The organism is Amphritea atlantica (genome assembly GCF_024347255.1).
In the GTDB taxonomy this organism is placed as follows: Bacteria; Pseudomonadota; Gammaproteobacteria; order Pseudomonadales; family Balneatricaceae; genus Amphritea; species Amphritea atlantica.
In genome coordinates, this window is sequence record NZ_AP025284.1 from 1,279,572 (window position 1) to 1,297,818 (window position 18,247).

The following is an 18,247-nucleotide window of genomic DNA, read 5'->3' on the forward strand; positions in this document are numbered from 1 at the left end:
CGGAGCTATCCGGGCTTTTTTATATCATCCCGGCAGTGTCATAATTAACGCTATGAAACGAAACATATTGATTATCTATGCGGGCGGCACTATCGGAATGCAGGCCTCTGAAAAGGGTTATGTACCGGTGGCCGGCTTTGAACAGCGCTTGCGGGCACAGCTGCGCCGCACCACCGGCGCATCTGAGTTACCGGCGTTTGAGGTGCTGGAGTTGGAACAGCTGATCGACAGCGCCAACCTGCAACCGCACCACTGGACCGAGCTTGGCGGTATCATTACCGCGCACTGGCAGCAGTACGATGGTTTTTTATTGCTGCACGGCACAGATACCATGGCATATACCGCATCGATGTTGTCGTTTATGTTGCAGGGCATGGACAAGCCGGTGATCGTCACCGGGTCGCAGATTCCCCTGGCACAGTTGCGTAACGATGCGCTGGATAATCTGCTGTCATCGCTGATGTTTGCCGCAGGCGATGCTATTCCAGAGGTTTGTATCTGCTTTAATGGACGCCTGCTGCGAGGCAATCGCGCCAGCAAGCTGAAAAGCAGCGCGTTAGATGCCTTTGACTCGCCAAACTTCGGCTGGCTGGGACAGGCGGGCATCGATATCGAACTGCATACCGAGCTGCTGCTACAGAGCGGCACGGCTGATTTTAAAATTCCCGACTTTAATCCGGACGCGGTGGTGATATTGCCGGTCTATCCGGGTATCTCCGCACGTATAGCCCGGGATCTGCTGAGCAACCCGGCGGTTAAAGGTGTCGTTCTGCACACTTACGGAGCGGGTAATCCACCAGATGCCAACGGCGAGTTGATGGCCGAGTTAGACAATGCCGTCCGGCGAGGCGTCACCATCGTCAATATTACTCAGTGCCTGCAGGGCCAGGTCAGTCAGGGCGCTTATGCGACCGGGGCAACACTGAACCGGATCGGTGTCATTCCCGGCAGGGATCTGACCCTGGAAGCTGCTTTTACCAAACTGCACTTTCTGCTGGCCACTCAGCCTGCAGATCGGGTTAAAGGGTTGATGATTCAGAGCCTCTGTGGCGAGATGGCGCAGTAGGTTCACAGTTTTCCCAGGCCCTTTAATACTCACTCAGTACACTGATTTTATGCTGATGGGGTAGTGATACCGCTCTGGTTTATCCATATCGGTAGTGGTCTGGCTCTCTTCCGGAGTATATCGCTCCAGCAAAACATCTGTTTAGTTTTTCGTCACATCTGATGGCATTGCCCCTGTGCTTGGCTACACTCAAAGGGGTTGCCATGGGCTATCTCCATCCGCTTTCTGCTCCTTATCCATGGCGTGCCGCTCTTTTGTGACATGTGAGAAGCCGCTGAATTAAGGCTGGCGTCAGGACAGGTGAGATCCGACAGAGTACTCCCATGAATATCAGTACCTGGATCTGTCCGGTTGATTAACGAGCGGCCCGGGTTCGTGCATACCTGTGTCCTCACAACCCATGAATGGATATGCCCGGCATTGTGGCGTATCTGAGTATTACAGGAGGTATTGAAGATGATGAGAGTGAATGCTGATAACCGGCTGATGCTGGGTTGCGTACTGCTGATCCTGTTGCTGACAGGGTGTGCTGCACAGTTAGCCCCAAAATATGACTCTGCTCTGTTTAAAGGTGTTACCCAGACCAATGTCAACATTATGGAGCTGTTTGCCGCGGTTGCCGAGGGCACAAACAGCGCAGATTGCGATAAGCGTGCAAAGACGTTTAACCGCATCATTGGTTCCGTCGATGCTCTGGCTATTCAGGCCAGTGCACGCCCTGTGCCGGACAGCTCGGTTGCTGAAAAAGTCAACGCGTTTCTTGAGTCTAAAGGCGTTGCTGCCATGAGTGGTGGGAAAGCCCCCAGCTCATACTCTCTTGAGCATGTCTCCAGGGTGTTGACGAAGATGAAGCAGGTTGATTGCGCTTCGGGGCTGAAGCCCGGGGCAGTGGCAGCATTCAAAAATGATGTGGTGGTGTCAATGGATCAGGTCATTACCTATGAATCCTTTCTTGAAAGATAGGGGAGATGATAATGTCTATAAATACTGATCAACTGGTTGAAGATATGAAGAGTGCCGCCTCACAGGTGATTAATCAGGATGTGACGGTGTTGCGCGGGTTTTCTGAACGACAGCTAAAAGCACTGGCCAAACAGGCTCAGTTAATTGCCGCTGGCGTTATTTCCGGAGATATTGATGCCGACCTGCAGGATTTCTTTCTCGATTCCCTCGAGGATATGGCACTCAATTTTGCTAAAACCCTGCGCGGGTTACTGATGGTGACCATCGAGAAAGTCTGGAATGCGGTTGTCGGTGTTTTATGGAATGCGATCGGTTCAGCAACCGGCCTGGACCTGTCGACACCCCCGGGTTGAGGCGATATCGCTGATTAGTCTGTGGTGAGATCGTTGGCCGGGCTGTTTCCAATCGCGTAACTGGCTTTACCGCTGTTTTTGACACGGTACATGGCCTTATCGGCAACTTTGATAAGTTGTTCCAGAGTCTTGCCATGTTCGGGAAAGAGGGCGATACCAATACTGGCACTGACGCGCACCTGAGTGGGGATGGCTGCAGAGTCTTTCAGGCTGATCTTCCCTTCCAGGCGATGGATAATCTTTTCTGCTACCGTCGTGACACTGTTTTCATCGTGTATATCATCCACCAGAATGATAAATTCATCGCCGCCGATACGGGCGATCTGATCGGCATCCCGTAATACTCCGGATAATCGCTGGGCTATCTCCCGCAACACCTGGTCGCCGGTATCGTGGCCCCAGCTATCATTGATGGCTTTAAAACCATCGAGATCGATAAACATCACTGCCAGCTGTTGTCTGCTTCGTTCCGCTCTGGCCAGATAGTTGGGCGCATGCTGCATCAGAAAATTAAGCGAGGGCAGGCCGCTCACCGCATCGTAATGGGCCATTTTTCGAAGCTCTTCCTGGGCTTCATGGGCTTCATTGAGCGCTTCATACAGTGGTGTCACATCATATTCCGCCATCAGAATCAAAAAATCGCCGCTCAGGGGGTGACGGGTAATACGAATATCGAGAGTGTGCTGACGTAAGCCTGCACTGGTATGCATCAGATGGGTCCAGCGTCCCCCTTTTTCACTGATCGCTTGCTGCAGCAGGGATTCACCCTCTGCAGGGGTGGCGAAACGGGCACTGAAGGCTGACCGCTGGTCAGATATCTGTTTAGGATCGATGTGGTTATAGGCTTCCGTGGCGGCTGGGTTTTCGATCACGATCTCCCCCTCAAAGGTGAAACTGGTGACCATCACGGTGGTATAGCGCATCGCCTCAACCAGCAGCAGGTTTTCCGGTGTTTCTCCCAGATTAACCTCTTCGTTGATATAGGCAATAATCGCCCGGTGACGCTCAGGACCGACCAGCACGGCGCGGTGTTTCATATAAAGTGTTTTGGGTTTGCCGTCAGGATAGGTGGTCCAGGGGTCAATCGTCAGGCCATTTTTGGCTGCCAGCTCAAAGGTCTGAACGGTCCGGTCCCGGGCGCCCTGGGTGTCACCGGACAGATCCTTGTTGATCAGTTCATCCAGTTGACTGAGTCCCCAGAATTTCAGGGCGGGCTGGTTGCCCCACCACCATCCGTGCTTATCCAGATCAAAGATCCAGACGACATCGGGTATCAGCTCATAAAGCTCCAGTTCGTCATGGCTTTTTATATGGATAAGGTGCTTGTAATCGTCTTTCATCAGTTGTTTCGGTCTGCCTCTCTGAAACGCTTGGGTTAGCAAATGCCTGAGTAATAAAACTGGAGGGAACGCCCGATAAGTGTTGAGCCTAAACAGGCGAACGTTAAGCGCTTTACCAAGTCTGATTATGGCACTGTTCAGTTGATTGCGTAGGGTGGGCTGATGATTTTTATACCCGAAATAGTAACTGTTGTTACCATGGTTCAGCGCTAATCAGGGAATAAGAGAGGTTGAGAACGGACTTCGTCAGCGGCGTAAAATCGAGTACACTAGGCTGCAATTTTACAGCGGATATTGATTCATGCGAACAGCAATTCCTTCAGCTATTGTTTCATCAGCACTCATCGAGGCAGGCCGCTGGATCGACGCTCAGGGCTGGTGTCCTGCGACCGGTGGTAATTTCTCTGCGAGGCTATCTGATGATCAGGCGCTGGTGACCGCGTCAGGACGGCATAAAGGGCGGTTGACGGATGAAGATCTGCTCACGGTGGATCTCGATGGTCAGCCGCTTGAAAGCAAACTTAAGCCCTCGGCAGAAACGCTGCTGCATACCCGGTTGTATCAGCTCAATTCCGCCATCGGCGCGGTGCTGCATACCCACTCGGTCGCCTCTACGGTGCTGTCACGATTAGAGAGAGACGACTGGCTTACTCTTTGTGGTTATGAGATGCAAAAATCACTGTCCGGAAATCAGAGCCATGAAGCGACGATACAGCTGGCGGTGTTTGATAATACCCAGGATATGCAGGCGCTGGCAGAGCAGTTAGCCCTGCGCTGGCAGCAAGCGCCACTGAACTGGGGATTTCTGGTACGGGGTCATGGCCTTTATGCCTGGGGACACGATGTGAATGAGGCCCGACGTCACCTGGAGGGACTGGAGTTCCTGTTTGCCTGTGAGCTGGAGATGCGCCGCCTGCGTCCCTAAAAAAGTGCTGAATCAAGAGTGTATAAAGGGTAACTCATGACGATTAAAGCGATTCTGACCGATATTGAAGGCACCACAACTGATATCAATTTTGTTCATAAGGTGCTGTTTCCCTATGCCTATGATCATCTGGCAGGTTATCTTCGTGGCCATGAACAGGATGAGATTGTACAGTCAGTCCTGGAGGATGCCCGGGCGGAACTGGGCCAGCCAGAGGCAGATCTGGAAACACTGATCCGCGCATTTCTTGGCTGGATAGAGCAGGATAAAAAAGTAACTGCGTTGAAAACCCTGCAGGGACTGATCTGGGTCGCCGGCTATGAACAGCAGGATTTTACCGGCCACCTGTATGATGATGCTTATGAGTATCTGCAAAAGTGGCAGCAGCAGGGGCTGAAGCTGTATGTCTTTTCATCGGGTTCGGTTAAAGCGCAGAAGCTGTTATTCGGTTACAGTGATTTTGGTGATCTGACGCCGTTGTTCGGTGGTTACTATGATACAACCACCGGTCATAAGCGCGAAGCGACCGCCTATCGGGCAATCGCCGCCGATATCGGTTTGCCTGCGGCTGAGATTCTTTTTCTGTCTGATATCAAAGAAGAGCTGGATGCGGCGCGCGAAGCGGGAATGGCAACAACGCTGTTAGCCCGGGATCAGCTTCCGGCACAGAGCGATCATACGGTGGTTCAGACTTTTCAGCAGATAACGCTGACGAATATTTAACTGAGGACTAAGCAGTGAGTGAATTAACAATATACTCTGATGATAATGCCCAACCAGTATACTCCAGCACGGATGGTGCAGAGATCGGTACTAAACTGGCTGACATCGGTGTCCGTTTTGAGCGCTGGGAAGCGGGGCAGGCGATCGATGCCAACAGTAGTGCTGCGGATATCCTCGCGGCTTACGATGCTGAAATTCAGCGTCTGAAAGATGAACAGGGTTATATCACTGTTGATACCATCAGTCTGGCCAGCGACAACCCGGCTAAGGATGAACTGCGGCAGAAGTTTCTCAGCGAACATACCCACAGCGAAGATGAAGTGCGTTTCTTTGTCCGTGGGGAGGGGATGTTCTACCTCCATGTTGCCGAAAAAGTGTATAAGGTTCTCTGCTGCAAAGATGACCTGATCTCCGTACCCGCCAATACCACCCACTGGTTTGATATGGGGCCGCAACCGGACTTTACCGCGATCCGCCTGTTCAATAACCCTGAAGGTTGGGTAGCCAACTATACCGGTAGTACCATTGCTGATCAGTTTCCTAAGTTTGAGGCCTGAGGCGTCAGTTGGACTATCAGCCTCTCTGAATTTCACATCTCGGTGCTTTATCCTGAGACGAAGTGCCTGATTTCAGGCTCTTCTCTCACAGCGTCTTCAATACCCCAGCGGCGATCTGTTCCTGGCTGTAAACCCCGGTATCTAGAATCCAGCCGGTGACCAGCGCTGCGGGGGTAACATCGAAGGCTGGGTTATAGACCGGGGTATTATCCGGGGCCCAGTTCACCTCGCCAAAACTGCCACTGACACCCTGTACTTCAGCCGGGCTGCGTTGTTCTATGGGAATCGCTTTACCATCGGGGCATTCGGGATCAACGGTGGTGTAGGGGGCAACCACATAGAACGGTACCTTATGGTGGTGGGCGATCACTGCCAGTGAGTAGGTGCCTACTTTGTTGGCAAAATCACCGTTAGCAGCGATCCGGTCAGATCCGACCAGCACCACATCGACTTTACCCTGGGCCATCAGCGTGGCTGCCATATTATCGCAAATCAGGGTGTGGGGAACGCCCAGGCGGGCCATCTCCCAGGCGGTCAGGCGCCCCCCCTGCAGCAGGGGACGGGTTTCATCCACCCAGACATGCAGCTGCTTGCCTTGTTGTTTCACCTCACCGATAACGCCGATAGCGGTGCCCACGCCAGCCGTGGCCAGGCTTCCGGTGTTACAATGGGTGAGAATATTGGCGCCGTCGAAAATCAGCTCTGCCCCAAAGCCTGCCATGCGGTTGCACAGATCAACGTCCTCTTCGAAGAGCTGCTCGGCACACCGGCTTAAGCCAGCCGGGCCTTCGTTTTCAAGTGTCGCCAGCATCCGGTCGATGCAGTTCATCAGGTTAACCGCAGTCGGTCGTGCTGCCCGCAGCCGCTCAGCCTGAGTATGCAGCTCATCTGCAGTCAGCCCCTGTTCTGACAAGTACGCCAGTAGCAGACTGGCACCAATGCCAATCAGTGGAGCACCACGAATCTGCAACTTTTTAATCATCGCAATCATGGCATCGCTGCTATCACAGGGAAGCCACTGCTCTTGGTGAGGTAACTGGTGCTGATCCAGCACGTAAAGAGCTCCGTGTTGATATTTGATACTGGTTGCGAGCAGGTCTTTCATGGAAGCTCCATCAGGAAGGTTTTCAGGCCGCCTAAGTTATCAGGAACCGAGGGCTCAGAAAAGGGGTAGGCAGAGCAGAGCAGATTTGCCACAATGCAGTCAATCCCAGCAGAGATGTGCTTTTGATACGTTCTCCCAGGACGCTCTTTTCTCGCTTTCTTTAATCGCTTTGGAATTGATAATAACAATGAGCTTCAGAAAATTTTCCTCAGATACCGATGTGATCGCTTTTGCCCGTCAACACAGCGATCTGTTTACCTCCGAAGAGTCTTTACAGGTGGAAGAGATCGGTGATGGCAATATTAATTTTGTCTACCGGGTGACCGGTGCAGCCAACAGTCTGATTATCAAACAGGCGCTGCCCTATATCCGTATTATTGGTGAGGGCTGGCCTCTGTCTCAGGACCGGGTACGGATCGAGGCGGAAGCGTTGCAGCTGGAGGCGAACCACTGTCCTGACTTAGTGCCGCAGGTATATCACTATGATGCTGAGCAGTGTGCCATTGTGATGGAGGATATCAGCGCTTTTGAAAATCTGCGTATAGCCATGGTAGAGCGAAAACAGTTGCCCTTGCTGGCGGAGCATCTGGGACGTTTTCTGGCGGATACCCTGTTTTATACCTCAGATCTTTATCTGGATACCTATGAGAAAAAATCTCTGGTACAGCGGTTTATTAACCCGGATCTGTGCAAAATTTCGGAAGAGTTATTCTTCTGGGATCCGTATTGTGATCATGAGCGTAACAGCATCAATGCCTCTCTCCGAACTGATGCGGAAAAACTGTGGCAGGATAGTGCATTAAAACTGGAAGTGGCCCGTCTGAAGATCAAGTTTCTTAATCAGGCTGAAGCGCTGTTGCACGGTGATCTGCACGCCGGATCGGTCTTCGCTAATGAACATGGCACGAAAATTATTGACCCTGAGTTTGCCTATGTTGGTCCGGCAGGCTTCGATATTGGTACTGTTATCGGTAACTATCTGTTGAATGTTGCCGGGCAGGCAAATCAGCGGGGGGAGTACGCAGAACGCAGCGACTACCAGCAGTGGTTGCTGGCAGGGATCAACACTCTGTGGCATACCTTCGAACAGCGCTTCCGGCAGCATATGTCAGTGGAAACCCGTGATCCCAGCCTGCAACTGGGAGAATATGCAGACTGGTATATCAGCGAGCTGTTGGCTGACTCTCTGGGATATGCCGGAACCGAGATGATTCGCAGAACCATCGGTCTGGCACATGTTATGGATATTGAGTCGATTGAGGATACTGAACGTCGTGCCGACTCTGAACGTCTGGCGTTGACCCTGGGGCAGATACTGATTAAAGAGCGTACGACATTGAGCAGTATTGCTGAGGTTATCGATAGAGTACGCGGTGAGCTTTACTGCCGTTAAGCGCCGCCTGATAACGTTAAGAGCCTGCTCTGATGTCAGTCAGTGCAGGCTTTTCAGGTTCTGGCCGGTGTGAACAATCATTGCACGTAGACCAGCGGCGTTGTTGTGCTCCAGAGAAATACGGTGGCCGACCTTAAACCCACCAGTAATACCAACCCCACCGTCAGAATAGAGATGCAGAACAGAAAGCCCCGTTCTTCAGGAATCTTCATAATGATCGGGACACCGGTAAACAGTAACCAGGTGCTATAGACCAGAGCCACCAATCCCACCGCAACGCAAAACCACAACATGGGATAGAGTCCGGCAAATCCAGCCAGTAACAGGGGGGTGGCCGTATAGAGCGTCAGATTCATACAGCGCTCCAGTGATGCATGACCGCCGTAGGTTTTTTCCATCCAGTGCATGGTAAAGCCCATTAAGCAGAGGGCGAAGCAGGTTGCCAGATAGAATGCGATGGCTGAGTTAAGTGCGCTGATCAGGCTCAGCTTTATCGCATCTCCCCCAGGGGTCAGACTCCAGCCGAGCTGAGTAGTACCGATAAACAGTGAAACGGCGGGTATCAATGCCAGCAATGCCAGAATCACAAGCACCTCTCCAGTGCCCCTGAGTTTTTCATCCCGTAAATGCTGCATTGCCAGGTGGGGATGATAGAAGATTTCAGACATCGATTTTATGGTCATGAGAATCACCTGCTATGTTGTGGGTGGTGCCAGATTATTACGTGTCTGAATAAAGGGTAGATCAATATCGTCAATCTGTACTGCTGTACCTGAGTAAAAACTGTATCTGGTGCCCTGCTCTGATAATTTTATATTCTCTGTAAACGACATGAGTATGGAGAGTAAGCATGAAAACAATCGGTCTGTTAGGCGGAATGAGCTGGGAGTCCACCACCAGTTATTACAAGGCAATCAACTGTGGTATCAAGGAGCAGTTAGGTGGATTACACTCCGCTAAAATGGCATTGTTCAGCGTTGATTTTGCGGAGGTTGAAACGCTGCAGCAGCAGGGTGACTGGCATCAGGCCGGGGTGATACTCGAACAGGCGGCGCGGGCGGTAGAGGCCGCCGGAGCAGATTTCTTTATGATTGGCACCAATACCATGCATAAAGTCGCGCAACAGGTGGAGGCGGCGGTGTCGATTCCATTGCTGCACATCGCCGATACCACGGCAGAGCAGTTAAAAGCAGACGGTATAGAAACGGTTGGTCTTTTGGGTACCCGCTTCACCATGGAGCAGGATTTTTATAAAGGCCGCCTGACCGCGCAACATGGTATCCGGGTGTTAGTGCCCGATGCGGCTGATCAGGCAAGTGTGCATCGCATCATTTATGATGAGCTGTGTCAGGGCCAGATCAATGACGACTCGCGTCAGGTGTACTTGAAGATAATCGCCTCGCTGGCGGAGCAGGGGGCACAGGCGGTGATTCTCGGATGTACGGAAATCGCGTTGCTGATACGCCAGTCAGACACCTCAGTACCAGTGTACGATACCACGGCTATTCACGCTGCCGCAGCGGTAGACTTAGCCCTGTCCTGAGGTGGTTAATTAGCCTAATCGGTTCCGGGCGCCACCCGTTTACAGTGCTGGCGAATCAGTTCAGTGATCTCCTTATTGAGATGTTCATAGGATGTCTGCCCGACCACTGCCTGGCTATCGACGGTCACTGTACAGTTTCTGCCACTCTCCTTGGCTGCATACATGGCGATATCAGCGCGTTTGACAGAACCTTTGATATCGCAATGGCGGCACAGTTGAGTGACACCGAAAGAGGCGGTGACAGAGTGCAGGTGACTGTGATGGCTGATACTGCTGTTTGCCAGTTGCTTGCGGATACGATCTACTACAAGCCCCGCCTGCTCCAAGCGCATATCCGGAAAGATAAACAGAAACTCTTCACCGCCATAGCGTGATACGGTGTCATGACGGCGTATAGCATCGTTGAATATTTTCGCTGTGTGACTTAGCAGCAGGTCTCCCACATCATGCCCCCAGAGATCATTCACCTGTTTAAACTGGTCGATATCGGCCATGGCAACACAGCAGTAGTAGTCATCGGCCCGTTGCATCCGGCTATATTCATTGGCCAGTACCGAGTCTACAGATCGACGGTTCATCAGCCGGGTAGTGGGATCAAACTGCTGCTTATTCAGGACTGAAAATTCAAACAGCATCATCACCATATCGAAGAACTCTTTTTGCAACTGCATGAATTTCTCAAACGCTGCAATATCAACCTCTGCGTGGTGGTTCAGCTGATAAATCAGGGTGCGGGCAGCATCGTGTAATTGCCTGTGATACTGCTCAATTCTCAGAAAAGAGCCTTGTTGAAACAGCTCATCCTGAAAGATTTTTGTCAGCCAGCGACCAAAGTGGCAGTGAAGGTGGGCATCCACCGCAATAAACTGGTTTTCCTCTAACGGTTGCCGGGCCACCAGCGCAGTGGTAATTCTCTGCATCCAGTGGCGGTGCGCTTCCAGCGATTGCTTGATATCGGCAGCGAGCTGTTCGAAATCATCATGGTGCAAACTTTCAAGTAGGTTATTCATCACGTTATCAGTCCCTGATCTGCTTGTATTGGCATGCTGGCGGCCAGTGTTAACGGGGAGCTGATCATCTGCTTTTTTCATTAGGGTGAGCCTAATGCAGTGCCAGTTGTTCAGGTATAAGCTGCTGCAGTACCTGATGCTGATAGTGTTTTGCAGAACTACTGATTTTTCCGCTTTTGCCCGTTGTGAGCCAGCGTTTAATCCGACCGGCATCTCCAACCGGTGTGCGTTTACCGTACGAGTTTAGCATGACCATTACGGTTTCTCTGCCATTAACCCGGGTCATCATGACCAGACAGCGGCCGGCTTCATTCAGATAGCCGGTTTTGGTAACGTCAATATCCCAGCTTTTGCGGTGAACCAGTACATTGGTATTGCCATAGCGCAGAGAATATCGCGGTTCACTAAAGCGGGCCGTGTAGCTTCTGGTTTTGCTATATTCGGATATCTTTGGGTAGCTGGCGGCAGCCCGCACCATAATGGCAAGGTCCGAAGCGGTTGAGACATTCGCTTCTGACAGTCCGGTTGAATCGACAAAGTGGCTATGGGTCATACCCAGTTGTCGGGCTTTACGATTCATCGCGTTAACAAACGCTTTGATACCGCCGGGATAGCTGTGTCCAAGCGCCGAGGCGGCCAGATTTTCAGAGGACATCAGGGCGATGCGTATAACATCTTTGCGGGGCAGCTCAGAGCCAATGCGGATTCGGCTATAGTAGTTATGGTTGGCCCGTTTTTGTGTTTCAGTGAACGTTATCTTCTCTGACAGGGAGAGCCCTGCGTCCAGCGTCACCATCGCCGTCATCAGTTTGGTGATGGAGGCGATCGGCAGCACCAGTTCAGCATGTTTTTTATACAGAGGGGCGCCGGTTTTGTTATCAACAACAGCGGCACTGACTGAGGCCAGCTCTATTTTTTCCGGATCGAGGTTAAGTAGACGTTGAGTCGTACTGGAAACCGCTCTGGCCTGGACTGCTACAGCCGACTGGGCCGAAACCGGTAGCGGCTGGAACGACAGAAAAACAGTGCAAATCAGTAAACACAATCGCTGTATCAGACGATTAGCCAACCACTGCGCTATTTTGGCTTCAGCGTTACGATTGTGGGACAGAGGTGTTGCTGAGATCGTTTTCAAAACAGAGCCGTAATTTTAGATTGCTATTTCAACAGTTGATTGGCCTGAGGTCCCTGTCAACATAGCCGTATAGTTGCAGACTCTATCATAGCTGGATCGCATTATCGTTGGTTTCGTTACTCATTTTATGTTTTTATGGCGGCAGATCGGGTCAGGCCAGTAAGAAGAAATATGCGCAGAAACATGATGAGTTAGAATACAGTTCCGACAGAGTAAAATGAACAGCGCTATTTCTGGAGCGAGCAAAATTTAAATGGAACAGATTATTACACTGATTCTCGATTCTGGCCGAACGGCTATGGATATGGTGTTGTATGTGTTGCTGCCGGTGATGGTGGTGATGTTGGCACTGATGAAACTGCTGGAAAGTAAAGGCGTACTCGGCTGGATCTCAAACAGACTGTCGCCGCTGGTGAAACCGTTTGGGGTACCAGGGCTGGGGATCTTTGCGATGCTGCAGATTCTGTTTGTCAGCTTCAATGCGCCGGTTGCGACTCTGGCTATTATGGATCGGGACGGTACCGCGCGGCGGGCAATTGCGGCCACTCTGGCAATCGTGCTGACCCTGTCTCAGGCCAATGTGGTCTTTCCAATGGCCGTGGTGGGGCTGGATGTGCCGGTGATTATGATAACCTCGCTGATTGGCGGGCTTATTGCGGCAGCTGCAACCTATTATCTATTCGCCCGTGATCCGAGCCTTGATGATGATTACAGCCACACTGAGCATCTGGCGCCTGAGTTGCATGAAAAAAAGAATGTGATTCAGATTTTGTCTGATGGCGGTCAGGAGGGGGTGAGGATTGTGCTCGCCTCTATACCGTTACTGATTCTGGCGCTCTGTTTCGTTAATCTATTGAAAATTACCGGCTCGATTGAGTTGCTGACGGCGCTGCTTGCTCCGGTACTGGCGCTGGTTGATCTGCCCGAATCTACCGTGTTGCCGATCGTGACTAAGTTTATTGCTGGCGGCACCGCAATGATGGGGGTGACCATTGATCTGATCAATCAGGGGGCGATGACCGCAACCGATCTGAACAGGATAGCCGGGTTTATTATCCATCCGTTTGATGTGGCCGGAGTCGCGATTCTGATGGCCGCCGGTAAGCGGGTCGCATCGATTGCCAGGGCTGCTGTGCTTGGGGCTATCGTTGGTATTCTGGTGCGGGGTGTGCTGCACCTGTTGATTTTCTGAGCAGACAGTGGGTTCAGCTTGACCCCCGGCCAGAGCAGACTTAGAGTTGACCCTATTGCTGTAATTCACAGCGCGCCTTAAAGGAACAACACACTGATGCAATACCCACCGACCAAACTACCCAAAGTTGGTACCACCATCTTTACTGAGATGTCGCAGCTGGCCGCAGAGCATGGAGCGATTAACTTGTCGCAGGGTTTCCCCGACTTTGATGGCCCGCTGGCGTTGTTGGATAGGGTAACCTATTACCTCGAGAATGGTCTCAATCAGTATGCCCCTATGGCGGGAGTGATGGCGTTACGCAATGCGATTGCGTTGAAAGTTGAGAAACTCTATGGCTGCACCGTTAACCCGGAAACGGAGGTGACGGTCACCTCCGGAGCCACAGAAGCGCTGTTTGCTGCGATCGGCGCTGTGGTGTGCCCGGGGGATGAAGTAATCGTCTTTGATCCGGCTTATGACAGCTATGAACCCGCCATTGAACTGAATGGTGGCACGGCTGTGCATCTGCCGTTGCGTGCCCCGGATTTTGCCATTGACTGGTCGCAGGTTAAGCAGGCGATTAATGACAAAACCCGCATGATTATTCTTAACAGCCCCCATAATCCAACTGGTTCTGTGTTGTCATCTTCAGACCTGGATCAGCTGCAGGCACTGGTAAAAGGTAGTGATATCCTGTTGCTCAGTGATGAGGTCTACGAACATATCTGCTTCAACGGCCCGCATCAGAGTCTGCTGCGCAGACCGGCACTGGCGGAGCGAGCCTTTGTGGTTTCATCTTTTGGTAAAACTTATCACACGACCGGTTGGAAGGTGGGCTACTGTGTTGCGCCGGCGGCGCTGACCACTGAGTTTCGCAAATTGCATCAATACCTGACATTTTGTACTGTGCATCCGATTCAACTGGCGCTGGCCGATTTTATTAATGATTACCCTGAACACTATCTTGAATTACCCGGGTTCTACCAGCAGAAGCGGGATCTGTTCTGCCAACTGATGACACCCGGTCGATTCCGTTTTACCCCGGCAAACGGCACCTATTTTCAGTTGATGGACTATTCTGATATTCAACCGGAGATGGATGATCTGACCTTTGCCCGCTGGCTCACCACCGAGGTGGGGGTTGCCGCGATTCCGGTATCGGTTTTTTACCAGTCACCGCCGGAGCAACGGTTAGTACGTTTCTGCTTTGCTAAAAGTGATGACACGCTGAGAGAGGCAGCGGAAAAACTATGCAGGATCTGACAATAACGCTGATTCAGCCCGATATGCAGTGGCAGAATCCCGCTGAAAATCGTGCTATGTATGAACAACTGATGGACCAGCACGCTGAGGGTACCGACCTGGTGTTGCTTCCGGAGATGTTTTCCACCGGATTTACTATGGACAGCCGGACCGCTGCTGAACCGATGGGCGGGGAGACCTGCCAGTGGTTGCAGCAGCAAGCCCTACAGCGGGGAATTGCGATAACTGGCAGTCTGGCCATCGAAGCGGGTAACGGTTATGTCAACAGGATGATCTTTACCTTTCCGGATGGTAGCCAGACATTCTACGACAAACGACACCTGTTCCGTATGGCGGGTGAACATGAGCGTTATCAGCCTGGCGAAAAGCGGGTGATCGTTGACTATAAAGGCTGGAGAATTTTGCTGCAGGTCTGCTATGACCTGCGTTTTCCGGTGTTTTCCCGCAACTGTAATGATTATGACCTGGCCCTCTATGTGGCCAACTGGCCATCCCCCCGCCGGCAACCCTGGCGGAAGCTGCTGCAGGCCCGTGCGATCGAAAATCTCTGTTATGTGGCCGGAGTTAACCGGGTAGGAGCGGATGCCAATGGCCACGATTACAGCGGCGATAGTCTGCTGGTGGATTTCCGGGGGGAGCTGTTGATTGATCGGGAGCCCGGAACGCCTTTCTGCGAAAGCTTCTGTTTATCCGCTGCGGAACTATCTGATTTTAAACAGAAGTTTCCGGCCTGGATGGATGCGGATAGTTTTACTATTCAGGATGGTTAGAAGCCAGTCCCCGGATCGCGCTTGATGCCGGTGCAGTGATTGTGGCCGGAGGCGTCCGCTGGAAAAGTCACCGATAATCCACTATTTCTGGCAACAGTGTAGCGCTCTGTTGTGTATTATATAGCCCTCAAGATACAGCTCCGCGGCCGTAGGCGCCGATATTTAGTTAAGGATATCTCAATTGCACCACCAGAAGGATAAGGCGATCCCATTTGCCGAGTTTGTAACCCTGATTGCGCTGCTGATCTCTCTGGCGGCACTCTCAATAGACGCGATGCTGCCGGCATTGGGGATTATTGGTAATGATCTGAATGTTGCCGATCCCAATGATAACCAACTGGTTATCGTGACTTTTTTTGTCGGTATGGCTGTCGGGCAGTTTCTCTATGGGCCGTTATCGGACTCATTTGGCCGCAAATCAGTGATTTTATTTGGCCTGGTGATCTTTGCTGCCGGAACGCTGTTATCGGTCACCGCGGATAGTTTTCAGCAGATGTTGCTGGGTCGGGTGCTGCAGGGCTTTGGTCTGGCCGGACCCCGGGTTGTGTCGGTCGCGCTGGTCAGGGATCTGTACGCCGGTAGGGCAATGGCGCGGGTGATGTCGTTTGTTATGACGGTGTTTATTCTGGTGCCGATGATGGCGCCAGCCCTGGGACAACTGGTTTTGTATTATGCCGATTGGCGAATGATCTTTATCGGTTTGTTGTCCGCCGCTATCGTGTTGAGTGTGTGGCTAATGATACGGATGCCGGAAACGCTGGCAGAGGTAAATCGTCGCTCATTTGCTGCAGGGATTTTATGGCGTGGCTTTAAAGAGGTGGTCAGCCATCGCGTCGCGATGGGGTTTACCCTGGTAACAGGACTGGTGTTTGGTGCCTTTATTGGTTATCTCAATCTGTCGCAGCCGGTATTGCAGGATCAGTATGCACTGGGAACACAGTTTCCTCTCTACTTTGGTTGCCTGGCGGGCGCCATCGGTCTGGCTTCGCTGATGAATGCCCGCCTCGTAGGACGCTATGGTATGTGGCGGCTGATTATTCTCTCGCTGATCAGTATTACTCTGCTATCACTGATCTACCTGCCTGTGGTGATATTTTACACCGGGCATCCGCCTTTGCAGACCCTGGTGATCTACCTTTTTCTGGTGTTCTTCGCTGTCGGACTCCTGTTCGGCAACCTCAATTCGATGGCGATGGAACCTCTGGGGCATCTGGCGGGTATCGGCGCAGGCCTGGTGAGTGCTTTATCGACCCTGCTGAGTATTGTGTTCAGTCTGATCATTGGTCAGCTCTACAACCAGACTATCTACCCATTGGTCGGTGGTTTTCTGGTGTTGATCAGTATTGCGCTGCTGATCTGTTATTGCCTGCATCGATATGCCGACGTGGGCCACTAGCCCGGAATATCTGGAGTCCTTGTTGATGTACCCTTCGCTGGCAGTGGGATGATGTGAACTATAAATAGATCGGTTTCATTTTAATCCAAAGCCCGTTACTCTGATGGGCTTTTTTGTATCAGCCACAGATCTACCGATCACGGTTGGGGATCAGCAAGTTGAACTATACTTGATACATTCATAGCGGCCGACAGGCCGGGAGGTATGAAATGAGACGTTTAACTTTTCTGACGCCGGATCTGGCTCATGCTGAACTTGTGGTTGAGGAGTTACGGCAACTGGGGATCGGTGATGAAGCGATGCATCTGGTTGCCAGCGATCACTCAATATTGCAAAAAGCCCATCTGCACGAAGCCACCGACATGGAAACGTCGGAAGTGGAAAATGATTTTAACTGGGGCATCGTTGCTGGCGGCGTAATAGGGCTGGTAGCCGGTATATTTGCCTACGGCTCCACTATTTTTGGGTTTGAATTTGGCAGTATTGCCCTGTTAGTCATTACGATCTTCTGTTCTTTCTGTGGCGGGCTGGTTGGTAAAGCGATTGGGGAGAGCACACCAAACTCCGATCTTGAAAAATACCGCCATGCGATCGAGGCAGGGCAGATTCTGATGATCGTCGATGTTGCCGTGGAGTTGCTGCCGGATGTCTATAAGAAGGTTCGTATGCATTGCCCCAAAGCACTGATAGAGAGCAGCCATGTTTTTCACGATCATCCGCTTGCGGCGTAAAGGATCTGATCAACAAACGCTATGGATAGCTGGGGTGACCCAGGCGGATGAGGTGTCGTTGAAACAGCAGGAGGCCTGATTCAGGTTTTGGATTGCTGATCTCATCTTTCGCACACAGAGATCAAGCCATAAAAATGAACCGGGTGCCTGCATGCTGCACAGAGAGATCAGGGGTGTGTAAAATATTGTCGATAGCGTGGATGAGTGTCATTAAAGATGATAATCCTTTATAATTGCTGTAATTAAAATTGTTAAGAATGTAAATAATTTAATGGCTAATCTAAATTCATCGGAAGATATCGATTACGGAATCCTTGATACTCTTGTTGGTTATAAACTGCGAAGAGCTCAGGTGAATATTTTTAATGACTTTTCTGAGCACTGTTCCCGGTTTGGCATTACGCCGGGTTTATTTGGCGTTCTGTCTATCGTCGAGCGAAATCCGGGGTTAACCCAGACCGCTATAGCGAATGCGCTGGGCAATGACCGTTCGGCTATGGTCAGTGTGGTTGATCGTCTTGAAAGCATGAATATTGTCGAGCGTAAGCCTTCAGCATCTGATCGCCGTTCACATGCGCTGTTTCTGACGCCCCATGGGGAGATTTTCTATAAGGAACTGGTGGCTGAAGTACTGAAACATGAAGCCAGCTTTACCAGTCTGTTGAATGAGGGTGAGAAGCCTTTAATTATCGACATGCTGGATCGTATAGCAAACCATAAACCTGCTAAACAATAGCAACAGTCAGTTTCACGTTTAATAGCCACAAAAAAGCCCGCTTGCGATCTCTGTATCAAGATGC

Annotated in this window: 19 protein-coding genes; 14 read left to right on the forward strand and 5 right to left on the reverse strand. The window is 51.4% G+C overall.

Annotated features, from left to right (window positions below; all coding sequences use genetic code 11):
• The first annotated feature begins 52 nt into the window (after window positions 1-52).
• From ansA to OCU43_RS05805, 3 genes are all read left to right on the forward strand, one after another.
• Window positions 53-1,066 (forward strand): asparaginase, encoded by a 1,014-nt coding sequence (gene ansA, locus OCU43_RS05795; protein WP_091360736.1) that lies wholly within the window; start codon window positions 53-55, stop codon window positions 1,064-1,066.
• A gap of 456 nt (window positions 1,067-1,522) precedes the next feature.
• Entirely contained in the window at window positions 1,523-2,029 is a 507-nt protein-coding gene (locus tag OCU43_RS05800; RefSeq protein WP_091360735.1) for a hypothetical protein, read from the forward strand.
• Between the two features lie 11 nt (window positions 2,030-2,040).
• Window positions 2,041-2,382, forward strand: a complete 342-nt coding sequence (locus OCU43_RS05805; RefSeq protein WP_205213943.1) for a hypothetical protein — start codon at window positions 2,041-2,043, stop codon at window positions 2,380-2,382.
• Between the two features lie 14 nt (window positions 2,383-2,396).
• On the opposite strand, the gene OCU43_RS05810 is transcribed toward OCU43_RS05805, so the two are convergent.
• On the reverse strand, window positions 2,397-3,722 hold the full coding sequence (locus tag OCU43_RS05810) for a GGDEF domain-containing protein (protein WP_091360732.1): 1,326 nt from the start codon (window positions 3,720-3,722) through the stop codon (window positions 2,397-2,399).
• 301 nt (window positions 3,723-4,023) lie between these two features.
• On the opposite strand from OCU43_RS05810, the gene OCU43_RS05815 reads away from it, so the two are divergent.
• From OCU43_RS05815 to OCU43_RS05825, 3 genes are read left to right on the forward strand one after another with little or no spacing between them, the layout of a single operon-like run.
• Window positions 4,024-4,647 (forward strand): methylthioribulose 1-phosphate dehydratase, encoded by a 624-nt coding sequence (locus OCU43_RS05815; protein ID WP_091360730.1) that lies wholly within the window; start codon window positions 4,024-4,026, stop codon window positions 4,645-4,647.
• 36 nt (window positions 4,648-4,683) lie between these two features.
• Window positions 4,684-5,370, forward strand: a complete 687-nt coding sequence (gene mtnC / locus OCU43_RS05820) for an acireductone synthase (RefSeq protein ID WP_091360729.1) — start codon at window positions 4,684-4,686, stop codon at window positions 5,368-5,370.
• 14 nt (window positions 5,371-5,384) lie between these two features.
• Entirely contained in the window at window positions 5,385-5,927 is a 543-nt protein-coding gene (locus OCU43_RS05825; RefSeq protein WP_091360727.1) for a 1,2-dihydroxy-3-keto-5-methylthiopentene dioxygenase, read from the forward strand.
• A gap of 85 nt (window positions 5,928-6,012) precedes the next feature.
• Here the strand turns inward: OCU43_RS05825 and mtnA are convergent, their stop codons facing one another.
• Window positions 6,013-7,032, reverse strand: a complete 1,020-nt coding sequence (gene mtnA, locus OCU43_RS05830) for an S-methyl-5-thioribose-1-phosphate isomerase (RefSeq protein WP_091360726.1) — start codon at window positions 7,030-7,032, stop codon at window positions 6,013-6,015.
• A gap of 187 nt (window positions 7,033-7,219) precedes the next feature.
• On the opposite strand from mtnA, the gene mtnK reads away from it, so the two are divergent.
• A complete protein-coding gene (gene mtnK / locus OCU43_RS05835; protein WP_091360724.1) occupies window positions 7,220-8,425 on the forward strand; it encodes an S-methyl-5-thioribose kinase in 1,206 nt (401 codons plus the stop codon).
• A gap of 77 nt (window positions 8,426-8,502) precedes the next feature.
• On the opposite strand, the gene OCU43_RS05840 is transcribed toward mtnK, so the two are convergent.
• Window positions 8,503-9,108, reverse strand: a complete 606-nt coding sequence (locus tag OCU43_RS05840; protein WP_091360722.1) for a Yip1 family protein — start codon at window positions 9,106-9,108, stop codon at window positions 8,503-8,505.
• Window positions 9,109-9,275: 167 nt separating this feature from the next.
• Between OCU43_RS05840 and OCU43_RS05845 the strand changes: the two genes are divergently transcribed.
• Window positions 9,276-9,968, forward strand: a complete 693-nt coding sequence (locus OCU43_RS05845) for an aspartate/glutamate racemase family protein (RefSeq protein ID WP_091360721.1) — start codon at window positions 9,276-9,278, stop codon at window positions 9,966-9,968.
• 14 nt (window positions 9,969-9,982) lie between these two features.
• On the opposite strand, the gene OCU43_RS05850 is transcribed toward OCU43_RS05845, so the two are convergent.
• Together OCU43_RS05850 and pbpG are read right to left on the reverse strand one after the other, a co-directional pair.
• Complete coding sequence (locus OCU43_RS05850) at window positions 9,983-10,978, reverse strand: diguanylate cyclase (RefSeq protein ID WP_175483581.1); 996 nt, start codon at window positions 10,976-10,978, stop codon at window positions 9,983-9,985.
• Window positions 10,979-11,069: 91 nt separating this feature from the next.
• Window positions 11,070-12,113: a D-alanyl-D-alanine endopeptidase gene (gene pbpG, locus OCU43_RS05855; RefSeq protein WP_245756620.1), complete on the reverse strand. Its 1,044-nt coding sequence runs from the start codon at window positions 12,111-12,113 to the stop codon at window positions 11,070-11,072.
• Between the two features lie 253 nt (window positions 12,114-12,366).
• Here pbpG and OCU43_RS05860 point away from each other — a divergent pair, with 253 nt between their 5' ends.
• From OCU43_RS05860 to OCU43_RS05885, 6 genes are all read left to right on the forward strand, one after another.
• Window positions 12,367-13,305 carry a nucleoside recognition domain-containing protein gene (locus OCU43_RS05860; protein WP_091360717.1) on the forward strand — a complete coding sequence of 313 codons (939 nt, stop codon included), beginning with the start codon at window positions 12,367-12,369 and terminating at the stop codon, window positions 13,303-13,305.
• Window positions 13,306-13,401: 96 nt separating this feature from the next.
• Window positions 13,402-14,550 (forward strand): pyridoxal phosphate-dependent aminotransferase, encoded by a 1,149-nt coding sequence (locus OCU43_RS05865; RefSeq protein ID WP_091360715.1) that lies wholly within the window; start codon window positions 13,402-13,404, stop codon window positions 14,548-14,550.
• Window positions 14,538-15,320 (forward strand): amidohydrolase, encoded by a 783-nt coding sequence (locus tag OCU43_RS05870; RefSeq protein WP_091360713.1) that lies wholly within the window; start codon window positions 14,538-14,540, stop codon window positions 15,318-15,320. The genes OCU43_RS05865 and OCU43_RS05870 overlap by 13 nt, the downstream gene beginning before the upstream one ends.
• A 181-nt stretch (window positions 15,321-15,501) precedes the next feature.
• Window positions 15,502-16,716, forward strand: coding sequence for a multidrug effflux MFS transporter (locus tag OCU43_RS05875; protein WP_091360711.1), 1,215 nt, complete (start codon window positions 15,502-15,504; stop codon window positions 16,714-16,716).
• Window positions 16,717-16,925: 209 nt separating this feature from the next.
• The gene (locus OCU43_RS05880) at window positions 16,926-17,447 is read left to right on the forward strand and encodes a hypothetical protein (protein WP_091360710.1); all 522 of its coding nucleotides are present in this window, start codon (window positions 16,926-16,928) and stop codon (window positions 17,445-17,447) included.
• Between the two features lie 271 nt (window positions 17,448-17,718).
• Window positions 17,719-18,183, forward strand: coding sequence for a MarR family winged helix-turn-helix transcriptional regulator (locus OCU43_RS05885; RefSeq protein WP_091360708.1), 465 nt, complete (start codon window positions 17,719-17,721; stop codon window positions 18,181-18,183).
• Window positions 18,184-18,247: the final 64 nt, after the last annotated feature.